17 protein-coding genes are annotated in these 22,504 nt (G+C 40.2%); 4 read left to right on the forward strand and 13 right to left on the reverse strand.

The annotated features are described in order from the left end of the window. Positions 1-53: 53 nt before the first annotated feature. The 9 genes from IV514_RS03660 to IV514_RS03700 form a co-directional block, all read right to left on the reverse strand. Positions 54-1,793, reverse strand: a complete 1,740-nt coding sequence (locus IV514_RS03660; protein WP_206483534.1) for an ATP-binding protein — start codon at positions 1,791-1,793, stop codon at positions 54-56. A 304-nt stretch (positions 1,794-2,097) separates the two neighbouring features. Then, on the reverse strand, positions 2,098-3,381 hold the full coding sequence (locus IV514_RS03665) for a CDC27 family protein (protein WP_206483535.1): 1,284 nt from the start codon (positions 3,379-3,381) through the stop codon (positions 2,098-2,100). A 13-nt stretch (positions 3,382-3,394) separates the two neighbouring features. After that, positions 3,395-4,015, reverse strand: coding sequence for an energy transducer TonB (locus tag IV514_RS03670; protein ID WP_206483536.1), 621 nt, complete (start codon positions 4,013-4,015; stop codon positions 3,395-3,397). A gap of 5 nt (positions 4,016-4,020) precedes the next feature. After that, on the reverse strand, positions 4,021-4,434 hold the full coding sequence (locus IV514_RS03675; RefSeq protein ID WP_206483537.1) for a biopolymer transporter ExbD: 414 nt from the start codon (positions 4,432-4,434) through the stop codon (positions 4,021-4,023). A gap of 25 nt (positions 4,435-4,459) precedes the next feature. After that, a complete protein-coding gene (locus IV514_RS03680) occupies positions 4,460-4,987 on the reverse strand; it encodes a MotA/TolQ/ExbB proton channel family protein (protein ID WP_206483538.1) in 528 nt (175 codons plus the stop codon). Between the two features lie 3 nt (positions 4,988-4,990). Then, positions 4,991-6,358 carry a MotA/TolQ/ExbB proton channel family protein gene (locus tag IV514_RS03685; protein ID WP_206483539.1) on the reverse strand — a complete coding sequence of 456 codons (1,368 nt, stop codon included), beginning with the start codon at positions 6,356-6,358 and terminating at the stop codon, positions 4,991-4,993. Between the two features lie 30 nt (positions 6,359-6,388). Continuing rightward, on the reverse strand, positions 6,389-7,177 hold the full coding sequence (locus IV514_RS03690) for a DUF3450 domain-containing protein (RefSeq protein WP_206483540.1): 789 nt from the start codon (positions 7,175-7,177) through the stop codon (positions 6,389-6,391). Positions 7,178-7,545: 368 nt separating this feature from the next. After that, complete coding sequence (locus IV514_RS03695) at positions 7,546-10,233, reverse strand: TonB-dependent receptor (RefSeq protein ID WP_206483541.1); 2,688 nt, start codon at positions 10,231-10,233, stop codon at positions 7,546-7,548. Between the two features lie 77 nt (positions 10,234-10,310). Continuing rightward, positions 10,311-11,912, reverse strand: coding sequence for a hypothetical protein (locus IV514_RS03700; protein ID WP_206483542.1), 1,602 nt, complete (start codon positions 11,910-11,912; stop codon positions 10,311-10,313). Positions 11,913-12,426: 514 nt separating this feature from the next. Between IV514_RS03700 and IV514_RS03705 the strand changes: the two genes are divergently transcribed. From IV514_RS03705 to IV514_RS03720, 4 genes are all read left to right on the forward strand, one after another. Next, complete coding sequence (locus IV514_RS03705; protein WP_206483543.1) at positions 12,427-13,353, forward strand: porin; 927 nt, start codon at positions 12,427-12,429, stop codon at positions 13,351-13,353. A 295-nt stretch (positions 13,354-13,648) separates the two neighbouring features. Further along, entirely contained in the window at positions 13,649-14,350 is a 702-nt protein-coding gene (phoB, locus tag IV514_RS03710) for a phosphate regulon transcriptional regulator PhoB (protein WP_206483544.1), read from the forward strand. 11 nt (positions 14,351-14,361) lie between these two features. Beyond that, complete coding sequence (phoR, locus tag IV514_RS03715) at positions 14,362-15,678, forward strand: phosphate regulon sensor histidine kinase PhoR (protein WP_206483545.1); 1,317 nt, start codon at positions 14,362-14,364, stop codon at positions 15,676-15,678. Positions 15,679-15,814: 136 nt separating this feature from the next. Further along, positions 15,815-16,780: a phosphate ABC transporter substrate-binding protein PstS family protein gene (locus IV514_RS03720; RefSeq protein ID WP_206483546.1), complete on the forward strand. Its 966-nt coding sequence runs from the start codon at positions 15,815-15,817 to the stop codon at positions 16,778-16,780. A 63-nt stretch (positions 16,781-16,843) separates the two neighbouring features. Here the strand turns inward: IV514_RS03720 and IV514_RS03725 are convergent, their stop codons facing one another. The 4 genes from IV514_RS03725 to IV514_RS03740 all read right to left on the reverse strand — a co-directional run bounded on the left by IV514_RS03725 (position 16,844) and on the right by IV514_RS03740 (position 22,476). Continuing rightward, the gene (locus tag IV514_RS03725; RefSeq protein ID WP_206483547.1) at positions 16,844-18,145 is read right to left on the reverse strand and encodes a Xaa-Pro peptidase family protein; all 1,302 of its coding nucleotides are present in this window, start codon (positions 18,143-18,145) and stop codon (positions 16,844-16,846) included. A gap of 113 nt (positions 18,146-18,258) precedes the next feature. Further along, on the reverse strand, positions 18,259-19,764 hold the full coding sequence (locus tag IV514_RS03730; RefSeq protein ID WP_206483548.1) for a Ppx/GppA phosphatase family protein: 1,506 nt from the start codon (positions 19,762-19,764) through the stop codon (positions 18,259-18,261). Beyond that, positions 19,757-21,868 carry a polyphosphate kinase 1 gene (gene ppk1 / locus IV514_RS03735; protein ID WP_206483549.1) on the reverse strand — a complete coding sequence of 704 codons (2,112 nt, stop codon included), beginning with the start codon at positions 21,866-21,868 and terminating at the stop codon, positions 19,757-19,759. The genes IV514_RS03730 and ppk1 overlap by 8 nt, the downstream gene beginning before the upstream one ends. A gap of 110 nt (positions 21,869-21,978) precedes the next feature. Next, complete coding sequence (locus IV514_RS03740; RefSeq protein ID WP_206483550.1) at positions 21,979-22,476, reverse strand: ACT domain-containing protein; 498 nt, start codon at positions 22,474-22,476, stop codon at positions 21,979-21,981. Between the last annotated feature and the right edge of the window lie 28 nt (positions 22,477-22,504).

Here is a 22,504-nt window from a genome sequence, read left to right on the forward strand (position 1 = left end):
TGGCCATAACTTACGGCCTATGCTCAAAAAGGGCAGTTATCTTAATTAAATTTTTATCGCATGTCATTAAATGTGATCAGATAACGTAAGCCTTTATGATCAGGAGAGCTTGCTGTGATTTGACCATTTAGGGTATCGGTAACTAAGTTATGAATAATATGGGTACCTAAACCAGTACCACCTTTGCCTGCTTTGGTTGTGAAAAACGGGTCAAATAATTTTGTTAAATTATCTTCTGACATACCAACACCATTATCTCGAAAGTCCAGCGTTACCTCTGAGCCTAAGATTGAGATTTTAATATCTATGGTGCCTTGCTCGATATCAGCGAAACCATGGAGCAGTGAATTGATGATCAAGTTCGTGAGAATTTGAGAAATAGCACCTGCATGACAATACACTTCGATAGTCTCGGGACAATCAACATTAATAATGTGTTGAGTCTTTTTAAGTTTAGGTTGTAATGACTGAATGACTTCATTGGTATATTTAGCTAAATTAATCTGCCTGATTTTATCACTGGTTTGGTCAACAGCAACCTGCTTATAGCTTGAGATCAATTCAGACGCCCGATTTAAATTATTTACCAGCAAGTGGATACTTTGTTTAGCGTTATCTCGAAACTCTTCTAGTGAACGTTTAGAGAGCTTATTATTATCGACTTCTTCATTTAATTTTGTGATTAAGTCAGATAAATAAGTGGTTGATGTGATCGCTATGCCAATTGGAGTGTTAATTTCATGCGTTACTTCGGCAGAAAGAGTCCCTAAAATGGCCATTTTTTCTGCATCAAGTAAACGAACTTGGGCTCGGTTTAATTCTTCGATTGAGTTTTTCAGTTCTTGATTGGTATTGACTAAGGTTGTTTCAGTCTGGCTTCGTCTGAGGTTCTCCGCTTTTAATTGTTCTTGTTGTACTAGTAATTCACGTTGCTGGCGTTCCATCTTCAACATAGTGGTGCTCAATGATGAGGTTTTCTTCGCCACTTCTTGCTCAAGCATTAAGTTATGTTCATCGAGTTTATTGTTAGTAGCAATGATTTCTTCTTGCGCTTTGGCAAGTTTTTCTTTGTTGTATGCCAGCTCGGTTAACAAATTATTATGGGCATTTTGTAAAATACTCAGTTCATTGTGCTCGGGGATAATGACATCAATTTTAGACGCTTCGGGATCATCCATGTCAAACTGGTTAATTTGCTCCGTTAATTCATTTAACGGATTGGTGAGTAACTTAGAAAAAGCGATAGAGAATAAAAACACTAATGCGGCTGTTTTGACCATGGCATTACCGATCAGAAAATAAATGCCCACTTCAATACGATCAAAAATAACTTTGTTACTGGATAACAGCGTGACTGTGCCTACTTTGGTGGTGCGGCCAGAAAATTCAAAAATGAGAGGGAAGTTATAGCCAAATAATCCTTCAGTTTCAGAATTAAAATTGAAGTAACTTTGCTGCTTTATTTCATTAGAATGCAAATCATCAATATCGCGATCTTCACCTAACTGGGTGATCACTTGGTTGGTTTCATCTGTCACCTTAATACCTTTGATCATCGGGATAGCTACCAACCCTTCAGCAATATCAATCGCTTGTTGAGTATTTAACTCCCATACAGCTCGAGTTAAACTACTGCTAAAGGTTTTTTCAAGGGTGAGTAGGTCACTTTTGATAAGGTTTTTAGTGTTGCTATATTCGGCAGCAATTTGCACACAAGTGACCAGAAAAGTAAGCACGAAATAAAACGATAATACGCGCGTTAGTAGCTTACGAGAGATGCTGGTTACTTTCATGTACTCTTTCTTATTTTATTTACAACCTAATTTGATTTTAGCTATTTTATTGAACGTTTAAAGTCTTTTCTTTAATAAACTTGAACTTGTTGGTGAAGTATACGTACAAAATGTGTCTAAATGTATTATCAGAAACAGGAAGATAAAAATACTGAACGCACACTATGATGTGTGTTGTAGGGTTGATGAGATGTGCTAAGCGGCTGCTCGACTGTTTTTATTTCAGGTGTATTTTGTCTCAATTGCCAGTCGAAAGGGGCACACATTAATGCCCCATTTTTTGTGCGATAACTAGCTAAATATTCTATTCTCTAGCTAACATTGCTAATTGTTGACCTTGTTCTCGTTCGACATACTTTGTCCATTGCTTGGCCATTTTTGCGGAAGATGTGATATTTTCAGCTTCTTTAAAAGCCAGTAATGATTCATTGAATTTTGCTAAGTTGAAATAGGCCATCCCAATAATGAGGTGCAAGTTGCCTGTACGTTCGACACCACCGCGTTTTAATGCGGTATCAGCAGCGTCAATTGCTAGTTGCCAATGTGCTAAATTTAAGTAAACCTGTGCGAGTTGTGCATCAAATTCGCCATTTTCTGCAATTTCTGCTGCTTTTTTGAGTACAGGTATCGATTTAGTGCTTTCTTTTGCGGCAATAAAAGCTTGTGCCTGCATTGCTAGGTGCTTTTCGTTAGCTATGATGGCGCCTGTATCGATGGCTTCTGATAACAGCATCGCAGCTTTAATGGGAACGTGATGAAGGCGGTAGAGCTGGGCAAGTGAGATAATATCTTGCGGTTTAGAAATAAAGCCATTTTGATAAGCGGTTTCCATGACGGAAAGTTGCTTTTCTTGTTCGCCAATTTCGCCATACATGCCTGATAGTTGCAGCCAGTATTCCGGTTTAGAATAGTGATGTACTAATGCTTCCATTACTTTAGTTACTTGTTTAGGTTGACCTAGTTCATAGTAATTGGCACGTTGTAAAATCAACCAGTTTTCCTTCGCTAGTTCACTGTTTTCCTCGGCTATTTCTATAGCTCGTTCAATAGAGGTAAGTGACTGTTGATATTGTTTATTTTGATAGTAAACCTGAGCGAATAGCACATGTTGATTCGCTGTTAATGGCTCAGTGTTAATAGCTTGCCATCTGGTTAAATATTCGATCGTTTGCTGATACTGCTCTTGCTGCATTGATAATTGAGCGAGCGAATATAGCGTCGATAATCTCAGTGATTGAGGGATCGCTTGTTCAGCAACTACCTTGTTAAAATTTGCTATAGCATTGGCTAAATCATCATTAGCATAATGCATAAAACCATAAAAATTCCATAACATGGCTCGTTCATACTCGTTTAAGCTGCTGATACGTGCTTTGACACTATCTAATACCGCTAAACCTTCAGCTTTGTTGCCTTCATCGGCAATTTTCTGGGCGCGAGCAAATTGGGTATACACTCTGTTACGCATCGCGGGAACGCGTACGGATTGCGTTTGTTCTTGTACTTGTGCTAAAGCATGATTGATCACTGATGTTGGGGTAACATATCCAAGCACTACAACCAATGTTGTTATCATAAGTTTTTTCATTGAAATCACCTTTCTAGCCATCTATTTCAAACGATATTTTATTTTGAACACCTGCAACTTCAGTTGCATTGCCGTCAACGACGCGAGGTTTATATTTAAATTTAAGTGCTGCATCTAAGGCGGCACGATCAAATATCCCTTCGGGATTCGCTTCGATCACTATTGGATCGCGTACTGAGCCATTGCTGGTCACGGTAAACTCAACAATCACATAACCTTCAATGCCGCGTGATTGTGCGCGTCTTGGGTAAATCGGCGCTACTTTTACAATAGGGAGATAATCACCATCACTACTGTCTAAACTTAAACCGGATGACAGTTGTGCATCCGTTTGTACATCGGCACTAAAGTGAGTCGACACCGATTGAATGTCTGGATTGCTCTGTTGCATTTGCGGCTGTAGCATCTGGGGCGGTGGCTCTTTTGGCTTTTGCGGCTTTTGCGGTTTGCGCTCCTTTTTCACCACTTGTTCATCTTTTTTCAGTCGAATAAAGTCAAGCACATTACCTCTTGGGGGATCACTTAGTGCGTTATTTCCCCCTGTGATCAAGGTTTGCATGCTCCACAGCAGTAAAAATGTGACAACTATCGCTAAGATAAAACCTGCTGAGTAACGTTTAATATTACCTAGCATCAGGATCACGCCTCTTGCGCTGCAATGGAAACATCAAAAACACCTGCAGCTCTTGCTGAGTCCATGACTTTGATTAACACATCAGTGGTCGCTTTTTGATCCGCTTGAATCACCACTGTACCTTGTGGATTTTCAGCCTTTAAACGCTCAATATTCGCTTGTACTGCCCGTACATCAATACGGCGTTTGTTGATCCAAATTTCACCTTTATCACTAATTGCCACTAAAATATTGGCTCGCTCTTTCTTAACCGCGGTTGCGGCTTCTGGCCGGTTAACTTCAATGCCTGCTTCTTTGACGAATGAGGCAGTAACAATAAAGAAAATCAATAAGATAAATACTACATCCAGCATTGGCGTCATATTAATTTCTTCTTGTTCTTCCTGCTCTTGTAAAATTTTTGTAAGTTGTGAACGCATCTTTTTATACCTTTGATCTTTTACCTTAGTGAGCCATTAATAAGCTGTCTTCCATTTGCTCAGTGCGGCGTTTAGTTTTACGCTGTAACCAAGTGACGACAAATACCCCTGATAATGAGCCGACCATGCCAGCCATGGTGGGGATAGTGGCTTTGGAGACACCCGATGCCATAGAACGGGCATTGCCGCTACCTGAAATTGCCATAACATCGAACACTTCAATCATGCCGGTGACTGTGCCGAGTAAACCTAAGAGCGGACATAACACCACCAAGGTTTGAATAATTGCCACATTTTTATTAAGCATTTCAGTGATTCTTGCAACGTAGGCTGACTTCACTTGCTCAGCATTCCATGAGCTTCTATCACTTCTTTGTTGCCAACGATTGATCATGGTGTTTCTAACTTGGTAATAGCTGCTGAGAAAGAAGAACAAACGTTCAAAGATAAACAGCCACATGATTGCAATGACAACGGCAATGACGGTCAAAACCTGACCGCCAGTGTCAAGAAATTCACGAATGCTGTTCATCATTTCGATGAAGACAACCATGAGTTATGCTCCTTTCTCCGCGCGCTCGGCCCTTTCAGCAATAATGCCGGCACTTTGCTGCTGCAAAATATTAATAATGCCGCGACTGCGTGTATTTAACATGGTTGATAAAAATACCATTGGAATGGCGACCACTAAGCCAAGGACTGTTGTCACTAATGCTTGCGAAATACCACCGGCCATTAACTTTGGATCGCCAGTGCCAAATAAGGTGATTGCCTGGAAGGTGTTGATCATGCCAACAACTGTACCTAATAGACCAATCAGTGGTGCAACTACCGAGATGATTTTGATAATGGTTAAGCGGCTGGTTAACCGAGGGACTTCTGCAAGAATACGCTCTGAAAGTTTTAGCTCCAGTGTTTCAGTATCTGCACTGGCGTTTTCATCTTTGACCTGCATGACTCGACCTAAGGGGTTATCTTGAGCGGCGGTATCACTTTTTAATTGTCTGTTGACTTTACTACCGATTAAAAACAGCGTGATAAAGCGCTCTATAGCAATCAATAAGCCAATTGCGCCCAGTGCTAAGATGACATAACCGACAGGACCTCCTTGATCAATCCGTTCTTCGGTATTAGGCGCTTGAACCAGTAAACCTAAAATGGAACCACCGGTTGGATCTAAGGCAAATTGAACCGCTTCATTTGTCGCCGTTGTTAATTGCTGCGCACTTGCCAGATAACGACTAGCAGGTTGGCGGATAAGTTCAGCCACTGAGCCTGTTTCATCAACATACTCAAGATATTTACCCTGTGAAACTAAATTAAATCCACCGATGCGAATGACTTCCTGATCTGCTTTACTGCCATCAGCCGCCACTACCTCCCGGGTGAACTTATGTACTTTGCCACTTTGTGTCATTTCGCGTTGTAATTCAAACCAAAGGCGCTCGATTTCTTCAATTGATGCTAACTTTGATGTTGATGCCATGCTTTGGGCAAATTCATTTAAAAATTGGCCACGATTTGGGAGCTGAGCTGAGATAACCGAGGTTTGAAATTTGCTTTGTGTGTCGCCCGCAACTTGCTGTAACACACCAAAGAGTTCCTTTAACTCGCCCATTCGTTGATTTAATGCATCGGCTTTGTTGGCGATATTGATCTCATTGAATTGGAATGTTTCTTCTAAATCGTTAGATAACTCTACCGCTTGATCGCGCAAGTTTTTTGCTTGGGCTAGTAAACGTTCTTGTTGATCTTGTTTCGCTAAAAAGACCGCTTCGCGTTGACGATTTTGTTCACTTTGCGCTATTTGACCTTGCTCCAGTTGGGTCAGTAATTCATCTAAGCTTTTTGCTTGCTGTGCACTTGCGTTGAATGCGAATGGCAACACGCACAGTAGTGATACATTTTTCAATAATTTTTTCATTGTAAAACCTTTAGTTAGCTTGTTTGCCAATTATTCTGCTGAGTGTTGTACGATAGGCACCATAATTAAGTCGGGTGCTAATTGTTTGCGAGCTATACGCAGGGCTTTTTTAATGTCACTGCGATAAGCGGCTGGTAAGGCTTGCCAGGATTTTGATGCTTGATCCCAGGAGCCCATCTCACTGCCATCGCGTGTTTGATAGACGAAGCTCACTCGACCAATACGTAAGAAATCAACGTCTTTTTCTGCACCATTTACGGTGTGTAAACCAGAGTAAGCCTCAATGGTTCGCCCATATTCAACTTCTACTTGGTATGCTTCTAATACTCGGCGGAACTTTTCAGACACAGCCACATCCGCGCGATTTAACATCTCTTTTAAACTAGCAATACGTTGACTGCGCTCCTGTGGTAAAAACGGCACATCTAATTCAACAAAAGCCGCAAGAGTATCAATCATTCTAGCCATTAGTGGCGCAACTTGACGTTCAATCACGCTCACTTGTTCCATTGAAGTTGCTAATTGTTTTAGTTCTTTTGTTTGATTGGCAATTTGATTTTGCATCTGCTGGTTATAAACATTTAACCCATCGATTTCTTTATTAACCGTTTTAAATGCTTGCAATTTGCTTTGAATTTGCTCGTTGATTTGATCAATTTTTTGTTGGGATTGATTGGCTGATTGATTAATTTTTTTACCTGCGTCAACGACTTTGTCGAGCACTTTCTCTTGAGCCGCTTGGGTGGTAAAAACCGAGATACAGTTTAAAGCAACCATACTCGCTATTAAGTGAATTTTTGTCATTTGGGACAATTTCATAAATAAACCCTGTTACGATTAAAACGAATGACTTGTTGGATCAATAGATAGCAACATGAATCATCAAAATTTTCAGGCTATTTTATCCATCGATTGTGACACTTAAGTTTCAGCAATATTGCAACTTTATTAAATGACAAAAAGGTTTCATATTTCTTACACTTACGAGTTTATTTGCCAGTGAAAGCAATGCATGGGGTTGCGTGGGGATCTCTTGCTGAAAAATTGATCTTATCAACGCGAAAGGGGGTAGGTGTGAATCGTTTATCTGCTTTGTGAAATTCGCTTTCAGTACAAGCTCTTTGAAAATGATAAAGCCCATGTGTTCGATGGGCTTTATTGCATTTAACGTGATTCAAACAGAGGGTTTAAAAATCGTATTTGAAGCTGATGCTTACACCAGTACCTACTGACTTTTCTCGTACGGTAATACCTGATTGTGTTACTTGTTGAGCTTCATCGAGTAAGTTTTTAACTTTTACCTTTATTTGAGAGTTAAAGTTAGGGTAGTAAGTGTAGACCAAATCGACTGCATGAAACGGTTGTTCCATAGCATCTTCTCTGCCACCAACACCAGAAGCAATAATACGTTCACCAAAGACGTTATAAACTAATGAACCCGAGTGATTGCCATTTGCTGAGTCGTAATTTAACTGTAAGTTAACCACGTACTCTGAATGTCCACTCATCCGTTTGGTTGGATTGGTTAAATTACCCGCCAAACTCGGATCAATACTGACTTGTGAATCACTTAAGGTAATATTACCTGAGGTGAAAAAACCTTCAGCTACTTTGGTTAAATCTAGCATCCATTCCAGTTCAACCCCTTGAACTTCGCCGGTTTCACCATTAATAAAGGTGGCTGAATAATCTTCGTCACCAATTTGTAATACCGTTTCAATTGGGGATTGAATGTCTTTATAAAAGGCCGCAATGGTGTAACTGTCGCCGTTATCGGCGTAATACTCATAACGTAAGTCATAGTTTTTAATCGGGCTACTTTGTAGTCCGACACGACCAAAGGTACGAATATCAGTCAGTGGATCATAATAAGCAACGGGAACCACTTCACGTAAATCAGGTCGAACCACCGTTTCTCCATAGCTGGCGCGCACTTGATATTGCTCATTGGCTAAATAAGTAAAAGCCAATGAGGGATATAAATCATCCGATTCAATACTGCCTGCGGCAATTTTCTCTGGTGACCAGAAAATGTCTAATTCTTCTTGACCAAATATTAGACTGGAAGTACCAATAGAAGATTGTTTGAATGCTTCATAACGTATACCACCACTGATGCGGTATGAGTTATCAAGGATCATATCAAATGCACCATAAGCAGCATCTATCTTTTGTGCAGCAATGTAATCATCAGCATCCGGTGCTGTTGGTTCATTAAAATCAACCAATATACGTTGACCATCAATAAAGTCATCACTGAGGTAATTACTGTTTGATAAAGGTGATTGTGAACCGTCGTTGATGACAACTCCTGAACCAGACTTGTTATGAACAGCAAAGCTAGAGGTTGAATAAATACGCCCACGATCTGAAAAATCATAACCGGCTTTAAATTCTAATTCATAGCCATCACCATACACAGGTAAGGTAAGATTTGCGCCGTAGGAATTAACTCTGTCTTCCATATCGGTATATGCGTAGGTTGCTCGGTTGTCATCACCTGTGATGTTGGAGTTAGCGTAAACACCGTTATTAAAGTTATCACGGAAATTGAACTTGGCGCTAAAAGGGATTTCTGTTTTAGCTTTTGAACGCGTGTATTGCCAGTCAATGCCTAGCCCCCAGTAATCAACAAAGGTATGTTGACCCAGTAATTGAGACACTTGTAAGGTGCGCTCTTGATAATCAAACTCGTGTACACGGTTTGCTCTATCATCCGTGGCAATGGTATAGACGGTACTTCCGGCTGGGCTTTCAACTTGCGATACTTCAACTTCATCTTCGTTGTCGGCTAAATATAAGTTGTTCCAGGCTAACGAATGATTATTAAGCTTATAACCAAGATTGAAAACGCCATTGTATCGCTCGTTTTCCGTGGTCACCGTTGAGTTTTTAACGGTATTAAAACATGAAGTAGCAACATCTTCTGCCGACGCTAATGAGGTGGAGCAGTCATCTTTAAGATTTTGTGAAATTACTGAGGTTGTTTTTTCTGCTGAATCCGATTTGTTGTCATACGCTAATGACGCTAAAAAGCCAATTCGTCCACCAAACAATTGTTCATCAATGCTATTACCTATATGTGCTTTAATATTATACGCAGGGTCAAGCGATGTCTCTGAAATAGCTAAATTACGCGGTAACGATTTTAATAAACCATGATTGATCGCTATGGCTTGTTCTGAAACCGTTTGTGTTTCTGTTGCGCTTAGGTTTGAGCGACGAATAATATTGTCGATGGTAAATCTACCACGATAATCTACAATAGCATTTTTAAGCTCTTCAGAGATGCCACCACTGGGACGGTGATAGGTTAAGCCACTATCCGCGCTAGAGTCATATGCACCGCCAATTTCAACACCTGCAGTAAAGTCACTAGGAACTGATTTTGTACGAATATCAATCGCACCACCACCAAATGCCGCTGGCATATTCGCTGAAAATGCTTTTTGCACCGCCATACTTTCAATAATGCTTGACGGAATAATATCAAGGGGCACAACATTGCGTGTTAAGTCGGGGCTGGGAATATTAGCGCCATTTAATCGTGCGCTTGAATATCGCTCACCAAGCCCGCGAACATAAATAAACTTGTCATCAACAAGCGTTAAACCTGTTACTCGCTTTAAAGCTGAAGCAGCGTCGCTGTCACCTGTTCTAGACATTTGCTCTGCACCTAGGATATCAGCAACAAAGGCTTGGTTTTTACGTTCTTCAATTACGGCTGCCGCACTACCTTGTAAACGAGTCGCTTTTGCAACAACTTCTTCCATTACTTGCTGTTCTTCAGCTTGGGCAGCAGTAACGTTTGTATAACTGAACAAACCTAGCCCCACAGCAACTGCTAGCCTTTGGAGTTTGTGTTGATTGGTCATTTTAAATTCCTAATTCAGTCTTTAATAAAAAGACGCATCAAAGGGAATTTGAGCGTCTTATTACTCGTGATAAGTGGTTAGTCGTTGTTTGCTGCAGCGACCGCCGCTTCTACCCACTGATACCAAGCTGAACTAGAATCTTTATCTGATACCGCACCAATGAAATCTACAGAATCAAAGAAGCTATTATCTAAGTCAGATAAATTATTTGCAGAGATAGTGATGGCTGTTGAGCTAGAGTTGGTTGAGAAACCATCAGTTGACAGTACGTCAGCATCGCCGCCTACGCGAATGTTCACGCCACCATTTTCGTACCATTGCTCAACGGACATACCCGCTGGCATTTGCGTTGGGTCTTTAAATTCAGCCGCACACGCTAATACTGAGTTGTTAAAGGTAATTTCTGCTGCATTTTCCAAACCGTCTGATTTAAACTCGATACACTCAGTGCCATTAGTAGCATCAGCTTTAATGGCTAATGCATTGTAATAATTGGTTTTAATGGCATCGTCGAATTTGTGTGCTTGTGATGGATCTTCATCACGAACGGATGCACCATCTGTGGTGATCACTGTAACATTGGCGATTGTTGGGAAAGACGCTGGCACATCGCTGTAGTCAGGGCCACTATTTTTTTCACCGTCTGTTTCAAAACCATTGTTACCCATATACGCGGTTGCGCCATCACGAGTTGTCACTGTGCCGTGTTGAATATATAAAAACTGCGCGTTCCCTTGCCAACCTGCGTCAATATCAATAGCGTCATCTTGGGTATCAGTAACGACAATATGTTTAATATTGGCAGCACCACCAAAGAATTCGATACCATCGTCAAAGCCTTGGTGAATGTGAATATAATCGAACAGCGAGCCTGAGCCTACCGCATTTAAAGTCAATGAGTTTAGGTCATCACCTTCACCGCCAACACGTGGACCTGAGCCTGCATACCAGATTTTAGCCCATTTGATTTTTCCACTGCTGTCTTGGTTATCATTACCGCCAAAGTAACTGGTGATCCCTTCTGATGCGACATTACAGGTACCGCCAGCACGCTGTGCATTAGTACATTGGTTTGTTAAACCATTACCATTGATGATTATGCCACCCCAATCTGCGTATTGTGCGCCTTTACCTTCTAAATCATGACGATCAAACGCAAATGCAGAAGTAAAAGTGATTGGTTTTTCAGCTGTGCCTACGGCTTGAATTTTTGCACCACGGGCGATACGCACAATTGCTTCACCTGAGGTAAATGCTAATGTTGCGCCTGGTTTTACTGTCATGGTTGGACCATTAGTTGGTACTTCAAAACCATCATCAGTACGGCCGTCTTCACCAATCAATAATGCGTCTTCAAATACGTGAATTCCACCATCGGGTAATTCATCAAAGGTTAAATTAGCCGTGATTTGAATGTTTTTACTGGCAAATGAATCATTGTATAAACAGTCTAAACCGTCATAGATGCCCTCTACAGTGCCAGCGTCAGTTTGGTAACTCGCACATTCTACGGGATCTGTTGTACCTGGGTTTGTTGTATTATTTGAATTATTAACACTGTTGTCAGTGTTTGTACTATTGTCATTTACAGTAGGGGTAATTTTAATGTCGCCACCACAACCAACTAATGTTAAAGCACAAGCAATAGCGCTTACTTTAAATAGTGATTTTATTTGCATTTTTGTTGCTCCAAAGAGTTATATTTATTAAATATTGACAAGTTGCAGCTATGCTACTGAGTAAAAATGACAGAATTGTTTTAAAAATGTGTAGTTTTTATTGCAGCGAAATGACACTAAAGTGACGACAATATGGAACAAATATGACAGAGGCAACGAAATTAGTTACTTGAGCATCAATCAGTGTGTTAAATGGTGTTTAGCCTGTTTTATTATGAGCTGAATCTAAGGTGTGTTTATCTTTTCAGTTTGTTTTTACCGTCATTTGTTTGGTATTTACATAAAGCAGCGCTTATGACGTGTAGTTATTCTACTTAAATCAAGCAATAATACAGTGCCAGTAGCTGATCTCGCTGAAAAATTTGATCTGTGGCAATGTCACAAAGGAAATTTAACAAACTTGACGTTAATTATTCATCAAAAAGTAAAAAAAAGTTCATAATGTCACAAAAGTGTCATCTTTTGGCGGCACAATAGTAAGCAATCAAGCATTAATATTTAAAAGGGTAATTTAATGAAACTTTCTTATAGCGCAATTGCAGCGACATTATTAGGCGTTTGTTCTGCTTCATCAATGGCGGCAAATGTTGAAATTTATGGTCGTGCTGATGTCTCTGTACAATCTTCGGATGAAGGTGAAGGCTCATTTACTGAAGTGAAAAGCAATGCTTCGCGCATTGGCTTTAAAGGTACGCATGAGTTATCTAATGAGTTATCAGTCGTATATAAAGCTGAGTTTCAAGTTGATTTAGATGGCGATAGTAACAAAGGTGATAGCATCACTGATCGTAACCAATATATTGGTTTAAAAGGTAACTTTGGTGAAGTGTTATTGGGTAAAAATGACACGGTATTAAAGCAGTCACAAGGGAAAGTGGATTTATTCAGCGATCATAACGGTGATATCAAAGTGCTATGGAAAGGCGAGAATCGTATGGCTGATACCATCACTTATAAAACTAAAAAATATAACGGTTTTCAGTTAGGGGTCACTTATGTTGCTGAAGATAGCGTTGATGGTGAAGATGCAACATCGGTTGCTTTATTTTATGGTGATAAGGCACTTAAAAAATCTTCATTATATGCTGCATTAGCATTTGACTCTGAGATGAAAGGTTATGATGTCGCACGTGCCACTATTCAAGCTAAGTTAGCTGGTGTTGCACTAGGTGCGATGGTGCAAACGCAAGAACAAGTCTCTACCGGCAAGGAAATGGATGGTTTCTTAATCTCAGCAAAGTATGGCATTGATAACTGGACGTTAAAAGGTCAGCTGCAAACGGCCAACCATGATGGTGGCGATGATAAGTCCGGCTTTACTTTAGGTGCGGATTATAAATTAGCAAAAAGTACTAAGTTATATACTTTCTATACATCATTCGATATGGATAGCGGTGCTGATGAAGACTACTTAGCCCTTGGTATTCAATATAAGTTCTAATACGGTAAGCGCTATTTGATGAAAAAGTGGCAACTATGCCACTTTTTTTTTTGCTTTTTCGTCTTGTTTAATGGCGGATATTCATTGATGATAAATTAAATTCGCTTTATGTCATAAAATTGTCATATAAAGTTATCAGAATGTTCATTAGTCGTTAGCAGATGATGAGTGAACATTGTCTGTTTATCCAACGTGGGGTTGCTGTTGACAATCAGCTGTTGTCCAGCACTCTTAGCTTGTTTTAGTCAAGTGATAGCGACGATAATGATATTAGGTATAACTGGGAATTTTATACATGAACAGACAAGTTTTAGTGGTTGAAGATGAAGCGCCAATCCGAGAAATGGTGACTTTTGTGTTAGAACAAAATGGCTTTAATACCATAGAAGCAGAAAATTTTGAGCAAGCTAAAGCGAAAATTGTAGAGCCATACCCTGATTTAATCTTGCTAGATTGGATGTTACCAGGAGGTACGGGGGTAAAGTTAGCCAAGCAATTAAAACAAAATGAATATACACGTGCTATTCCGATCATTATGTTAACAGCGCGTGCTGATGAAGATGATAAAGTGAAAGGTTTTGATGTTGGTGTTGATGATTATGTCACTAAGCCTTTTTCTCCTAAAGAGCTAATTGCCAGAATAAAAGCGGTTATTCGTCGGGTATCACCAACTGCATTAGAAGAGTCGATTGAATTTCATGGTTTGAAACTTGATCCTGTCGCTCACCGTGTTTCAATAAATGAACGCGCATTAGATTTGGGACCCACTGAGTTTCGTTTACTTCATTTTTTTATGACTCACACTGAACGGGTTTATAGTCGAGAGCAATTATTAGATAATGTTTGGGGTACCAATGTCTATGTTGAAGATAGAACCGTAGATGTGCATATTCGTCGTTTACGCAAAGCCATTGCCGGGCAAGGGCATGAAGATTTTATCCAAACGGTGCGTGGTTCTGGCTATCGTTTCTCAGGGAAAACTAAACTTAGTGTATAAAAATAATTAGTATGTATTTTCGTTTATCTACTCGCACGGTTATTTCCCGTTTAATCATTATTTTATGTTTAAGTGCGCTCGTTGGTTACTTAATTGGCCACACGTTTTTATTGCTTTCAGTGAGCGCCACAGCACTGTTAATTTGGCATTACCATCATTTATTAAAGCTATTTAAGTGGTTATGGCGCAGTAAATCATTATCACCGCCACAGGCAAATGGTGTTTGGGGCATGATATATGATGGCTTATATCGGCAAATGAAACAGTTTCGCCGTAAACAAAAGCTGTTAAACGAAAAAATTCGTCGTTTTCGTGATGGGGCAGAAGCATTGCCTGATGCCGCTTTAGTGTTATCGCAAGATCTGTTGATCGAATGGGGCAATAAAAAAGCTTCGCGTATTTTAGGTATTCAGTGGCCAAATGATGCGGGACAACGCATTGATAATTTGATCCGCTTTCCTGAGTTTACTCAGTACCTTAAAGAAGGTGATTTTGACAGCCCATGCTTACTCACCTCTCCGATCAACAGTGATATTATCTTGGAAGTACGTATGATGCCCTATGGCACAGAACAAGTACTGTTTTTAGCACGTGATATCAGCAAAGTGCATCGCTTGGAAGAAATGCGTCGAGATTTTGTGGCTAATGTATCTCATGAATTAAAAACGCCTCTTACAGTGGTTCGTGGCTATGTCGAGATGGTGCAAAGTACAGACAATGCCTTAGATCCTCATTGGCAAAAGGTGTTTTCTACCATGGAAACCCAAGTATCAAGAATGGATCGCTTAGTTGAGCAGTTGTTGGTGTTATCACGGGTTGAAATTCATGCTGATCAAGAAGATAAACAAGTGGTTAACATGCCTAAATTGATACAAGATTTGATTGATGATAGTCAGTGGCTCAATCAAGAAAAAAATCATGTCGTCACCGTTAGCATAGATAAAGAATTAGCGATTGAGGGCATTGAAAATGAACTGAAAAGTGCCTGCTCTAATTTATTGTCTAATGCGATTGCCTATACGCCTGAACAAGGACATATCCAAGTGACCTGGCAACGGGCAGGGGATAAAGCCTGTTTTTCGGTCAAAGACGATGGTCAAGGTATTCGACCTGAAGATGTTAATCGTTTAACGGAGCGTTTTTTCCGTGTCGATAAATCTCGCTCACGCGATACTGGTGGCTCTGGTTTAGGGCTGGCGATCGTCAAACATGTGTTGAATCATCATCATGCTGAGCTCACCATTAATAGTCAGTGGGGGAAAGGCAGTGAGTTCATTATTTCGTTTGAGTCTAAATGTATCCGCGCACTTCCAAATAAAGTTGCTTGATTATTTGTTGTGCTTATCATGACAGTTTATTTACCTTTGTCATATAAGTGTCACATAGCTTAAATATAATTGTCATATAAGCTTTATATAGTGTTCACAAATTAATTCAGTAAACACACTCTCATTGGAGAAAATTATGACTATCAAACGTGCGTTAAGCGTGATTGGTTTAGCTAGCTTAATAAGCTTTTCATCGGTAGCGGTAGATAAAGATTTACCTACTTATAAAAAAGTCAGTGGCGTATCTGGGAACTTATCATCTGTTGGTTCCGATACTTTAGCCAATATGATGACTTTTTGGGCCGAGGAATTTAAACGTACTTATCCAAACGTAAACGTGCAGATCCAAGCGGCTGGTTCTTCTACTGCGCCACCAGCTTTAACTGAGGCAACTTCAAATTTAGGCCCGATGAGCCGTAAGATGAAATCGCGCGAAATAGAAGCCTTTGAAAAACGTTATGGTTATAAGCCAACGGCTGTTCGTGTGGCAATTGATGCTTTAGCCGTATTTGTTCATAAAGATAACCCGTTGAAAGGTTTACGTATTGATCAAGTAGACGCAATTTTCTCAAATAACCGAAAATGCGGCGCGGCCAAAGACGTTGATCGCTGGGGTGATGTTGGTTTAACAGGCGAATGGGCAGGTAAAGACATACAGTTATACGGACGCAATTCGGTATCAGGAACTTATGGCTACTTTAAAAAGAAAGCGTTATGCAAAGGTGACTTTAAAAATAGCGTGAATGAACAACCGGGTTCAGCTTCAGTTGTACAGTCAGTATCGGCTTCACTTAATGGTATTGGCTACTCAGGTATTGGTTATCAAACATCTGGTGTACGTGCGTTACCATTAGCGAAAAAAGGTAATGACTTTGTTGAAGCGAACATGGCTAATGCCATTGCTAAAAAATACCCGTTATCTCGCTTTTTATATGTGTATGTGAATAAACATCCGAATAAACCATTAGCACCGATGGAAGCAGAATTTTTGAAAATGATACTTTCTAAGTCGGGTCAGAAGATAGTTGAAAAAGACGGCTATATTCCATTACCTAGTAAGGTCGTTGAGAAAGAGTTTAAAAAGTTAGGTTTGACACTTTAATGTCAATATTTAAGCGAACACAAAAAGCCTGACAATGTCAGGCTTTTTTGCTTTTAACGGTTATTAAACCTTTAACGGTGCAAGTTTACCGATTGGCGCGTCTATTGACTCAGGAGGTATAGTGAACCACTGCGGTCCTTTGTCGTTGAAATACAAACAGTCTTCTAAGCGCACACCGAATTTTCCAGGCAGGTAAATACCAGGCTCATTAGAAAAACACATGCCTTTGGCAAGTTTGGTTTGCTCGTTATGAACAAAGTTTACTCCTTCATGGCCTTTCATGCCGATTCCGTGCCCCGTACGATGAGATAAACCAGGCAGCTGATAATCAGGCCCTAAACCTTGGGTTTGATAATAAGCGCGAACCGCATCATCTACTTTACCTGCTGCGACACCAATTTGTGCTTGTTCAAAGGCAATCTCTTGCCCTTTACGGACGGTGTGCCAAATTTTCTTTTGTTCTTTATTTGCTTCACCAAAGACAAAAGTACGGCTGATATCTGATTGATAGCCGTGGACACTACAACCACAATCCATCAACACAATGGAGCCTTCAGTTAATATTTGTTTTTGCTTGGTACCATGAGGGTAAGCGCTGGCTTCATTAAATAATGCCATATTCCAAATGCCACTGCCGCCAAGTTTAGCTTGCGCTTTGTGCATGATTGATTTCACGTCGTTTTGGCTCATACCTACAGCCAGTTGTGACCAAACATATTGATAGGCGGCTAAGGTGATTTCATTGGCTTTGTGCATTAATTGTAATTCATGCTGACTTTTATACATACGACAGCCACGGGTAACCTCTGTCGCACTCACATGAGTCATATGTGGTAATAGTGCCATCACACCTTTTAGTACGAAGTAGCGCACTGAGTGTTCAAAGGCGATATTGCCTTTTGTGATGCCACGATCTACAAGCACTTGTTTAATTCGCTCAAATGGACTTTCATGTTCTTGCCAAACTCTGACGTCATCTCCAACGCTGAGCGTTTCACGAATACTGGGTTCTTCAAAAAATGGACAAATCACAGCAACGTCACCCTGCTGTGGGATCACTAATGCCGTTACTCGTTCACTTCGCCACCATTGAATGCCAGAGAAGTAATCCATCGTTGCTCCTGGCTCTATCACCATGGCAGCAATGTTTGCTTGACGCATTAATTGTTGAGCTTTGTGAATACGAGCATATCTTTCTTCAACCGTAATTGCAGAGATGCCATTGGTTATATTGTGTAATTGCTCGGTAGTTTTTGCTTTTGTCGGAATTGAAGACCTTGCTTTCGCTGACTGAATGCCTGATAAGGAGAGTGATGCAAGCGCGAGGCTACTCGCTTTTAAAAAATTTCTTTTTGTTATAGTCATTTAGCTAACCTGTGAAAATAAGTCCCTGAGATAAAGTAACGCTATATTGTTTTAGCATTACTGACAAGTCAAAGGCGATAAGTGGATATATTTATACTATTAATAGCAACTATTTAATTAATGGTCAGTTGATAAGAAAGTTTAGCTATCACCGCTTGTTCATAAACGAGTTCTGTTTTGATTATTGGGCGAGCTTTTAACCATTGTTTATCTAAAGTAAGCGTTAGCTGTGTTTGCTTTGCGCTGATCTGTGTTAAAAATTGCTCGTCCTGATGACGTTGCTGGCTCAGTAACACACTCAAACGAATGATAAGACAAAGCTTTAGCAGCTTTTCTTGTTCCAGCTGATACCATAAATCTGCATCGATCAAGGTGATTTTTTTACGTTGATTACCTATTAGCCATGCCAGTGCTTTTTGTTGTTCTTGGTTGAAGCCCGCTAAATCTGCCTGCTCAACGATATATTGCCCGTGTTTTTGATAACCTGATGCGTTAATGTCCATACCTATCTCATGTAACTGAGTGGCGGCTCGTAAAAGTTCTGGATATATGGGCTTTTCAAGTTGCCATGGACGCACTACTTGGCTAAAAATACGCTCAGCAATGGCGTACACATGGTTAGCATGTAATTTGTCGATATTAAAACGTTCGGCAAGGTTTTTTACACTCCTGACACGGACATTATTGTGAGTTAAATTTTCTAATTGTTCGAACAACACCCCTTCTCGTAACGCATATTGGCAATACTCAATTGCATTAATTTCTAGTTGTTCCATTAATGCCAGTAAAATAGCTACCCCAGCACAAATGACCGATTTTCGGTTGTCTTTCAAGCCTGGAATCTTGATGTCATCCGCATGGTTAAACTTGAGTAATTGTTTTTTGATATGTTTTAAATCCGCTAAGGTGATAGGGCGTTGAATTTCATTGTCATAATTGACTATTCGTGCGATGGATTTTATCGTACCTGAGGTACCAACAACTGAGTGCCATTGTTGTTTTTTAAAGCGTTTTACTATGCTATCTATTTGATGCTTCGCTGCCGAAATCGCGAGTTTAAAGACTTTTTTTGAAATGACCTGCCGATGAAAAAATTGTTGCTGATAACTGACACAGCCAATATTTAAGCTTTCCACTGCGTTAATTTGCAGCTTTCGACCAATGACGCATTCTGTGCTGCCGCCACCGATATCGAGCACTAATTGCTTAATATCATTTTGTAAATAATGGGCAACCCCCTGATAAATCAGTCGAGCTTCTTCATGACCTGAAATCACTTCAATAGTAAAAGGAAAGACTCTCCGCGCTGCCGCTAAAAACTCGTGGCTATTTTTTGCTTGTCGTAAAGTGAAGGTGGCCACGGCGCGAAAATTGTCTGCTTTAATATTTTTAGTGGTGGTTGTCAGGTGTGCTAAGGTTGATAAACCTCGCTCGATTGCTTCAGCACTCAACATATTATGTTCATTGAGCCCTTCAGCCAGTTGTACCTGATATTTTTCTCGATGGACAAGCTGCAAGTGCTCGCCTACTTGCCTTGCTAGCACAAAGTGAAAACTATTAGAGCCGATATCTAACGCGGCTAAATACTCACTAGTATGCGCTTCAAGTTTGTTATTCATCGTGATGCTTTGACGTGGTTGGCTGAATGTTCATCTCTTGTATTTCTTGCGCTTTTAAGTAGTGATAAATGGCAATTTGCGAGCGAACAGGTGCGGTAGCGTCAGCAGGAACATATTGATTACTTTGTTTGCTATCAATGATCCGTGCTTTAACATTGTCCTGAAAATGTAAATCAAGTATATCAATAATACGTTGCTTTAAGGTGGTATCATAAATTGGGCAAGCAACTTCTACTCGGTGATCAATATTTCTTTCCATCCAATCGCCAGAGCTAATAAATAATAGTTGTTCGCCATGATGGTGGAACAGCATGACTCTAGGGTGTTCAAGAAAACGATCAATAATTGATATGATACTAATATTGTCGCTTTTACCTTTAATACCTGGGATTAATGAGCACATACCGCGAACAAGTATTTTGATGTTAACCCCTGCTTGGCTGGCATTATATAGTTTACTAATTAAGCCCGTATCGACTAAATTGTTCAGTTTTAGCGTGATAGCTGCTGGTCGATTTTGTTGGGCATTGTCTATTTCATTGTCAATTAACTGATAAAGACGACGCCTTGAAGTGAGCGGGGAAACGATCAGGTGGTTAAAGCGAAATCGTTTGTAGCTGTGTGAAATAAAAGAAAAAACATTGTCAACTTCTTGGCAAATCTCTTTATGTTTGGTGAACAGAGCTAGGTCGGTATAGATACGGGCATTTTTTTCGTGAAAATTACCTGTGCCAATATGGGCATAGCGCACAATTTTGTCATGCTCTTTGCGAAAGACCAGACATAACTTGGAATGAATTTTTAAGGTTTCAATGCCAAACTCTACTTCAATTCCGGCATCTTTCATGACCTTCGCCCATTCGATATTCGCCTGCTCATCAAAACGCGCTTTTAGTTCAACCACCACGGAGACTTTTTTACCATTTTTAACGGCTTCAATTAGTGACTGAATGATGCGTGAATGTTTCGCAACCCGATAAATGTTTATTTTTATCTGGTGTACTAAGGGATCATAAGAAGCCTGTCGAACGAATTCAGTAAAATGACTAAACTTATGATAAGGGTAGTAAAGTAAAATGTCTTGTTGGCTGATGGCGGTAAAAATTGAAGGTGAAACAGTAAATCTTGTGCAATCCAAGGCAGGGAGTTCAGGGTTTTCTAGCTGAGGAGCGCCGAGATTTGGAAATTTGACAAAGTCTTTAAAGTGGCGATACCTCACCCCTGGCGCTAAGTCATCATCATGTTTGACTTTTAATGCTTTGGCTAAGTAGTTGAGCATATATTGCGGCATAAAACGGTCATAGACTAAACGTACCATGTCGGCTTTTAGTCGTTGTTTTAAGCCTTTAGACATTTGATCCAATAAGCTTTCGTCAAGATCATCGGTCAGGTTATATTCGGCATCACGTGTGAGCTTCATTGAATATGCATCAATGCTATCAAACTCAATCACCCCCTCAAATAACGTATTCAGAAAGTATTGCACAACATCATCTAACATCACGATATATTGGGTCTTACGACGATTGATTGATGGGAGCACAATAAAACGCTCGGTCTCTTCCCTAGGGATTTCTACTAGCGCGTATTTAATCTGCTTGGCTTGATGTAGCGCGACCAGAAAATAAATACCATCATCATCAATACAATTAACCAACTGTGTTTTTGAGTGAATGATGATTGGTGTGATATGACGTTTGATCTTGTTAGCAAAATACTGGCTCAGCCAGTCAAGTTGTGTGACACTTAAGTGTTGTTTAAATTGGCTATTATTACTGTCATCAAAGATAGTAATAATATTTTCCTTAGCGAGTTGCCCAAAAGTATTATCGGCGATGATCTTGAAGTTGTTTGTTAATTGATTCACTTTCAGTGAAATATCTTGATGTAATACCTCCCACTTATCTTTGAGATCATCTTGCTCTGCTTCTACCATTGCGCACCGCCGGATGTTGCCGACACGAACACGAAAAAACTCATCGAGATTGGAAGAATAAATGCCGAGAAAACGGATACGTTCGATTAACGGTACCGACTGATCTGCGGCCTCTTGTAACACCCGTTCATTAAATGATAGCCAACTGAGCTCTTTGTTAAAATTCATATCACAGCAAGTCTCATGTTTACTATTGCATTTGCCGTCAATACAGGTAAATGCCTAGTAAAATATCATGTGATCCTAAGGTAAGCCCAAAGGATCATTGGAGAAAATGATCAGCGCGAGATATCAACCATTAGGTCATCTGCTAATGCTTCTAAGCCATCAATAAGGGCATCAACCGTGTTGTTAGCGACAGCGATTGTTGCTTTAGCCTTAAATAAGGTTTGCCCTGAGTGCGGTGCGCTGTCATGAGAGCTAACCAGCTTAAGCAGGTTGCCTCCTTGGTGATGAATGACGGATGAAATTTCTTGAATAATGCCTGAACGATCATTGGCGGTCAGCTCTAACACAATATCGGCGGTATTTTCGGTTTCATTGGGGCTGGCGCTTTCAATATGGCACTTAAAATTTGGGATACTTTGTAATTGGTCAATGAGATTATCGCTTTGTGCCTCATCAATAGCGATTTCAATGACACCTGAAAAAAAACCGGATAAATGGTGAAGACTACTGGTCTGCCAATTGCCTTGATGCTGTCTTACTATGTTGGCGAGGGTGTCAACAAGTCCAGGACGATCTGGACTAATAAAAGAAATGATAAGATGATTCATAAATCGTCCTTATTGCTAGGGTTGAAAA

This window comes from Thalassotalea sp. G2M2-11, assembly GCF_017168195.1.
Lineage (GTDB): Bacteria > Pseudomonadota > Gammaproteobacteria > Enterobacterales > Alteromonadaceae > Thalassotalea_E.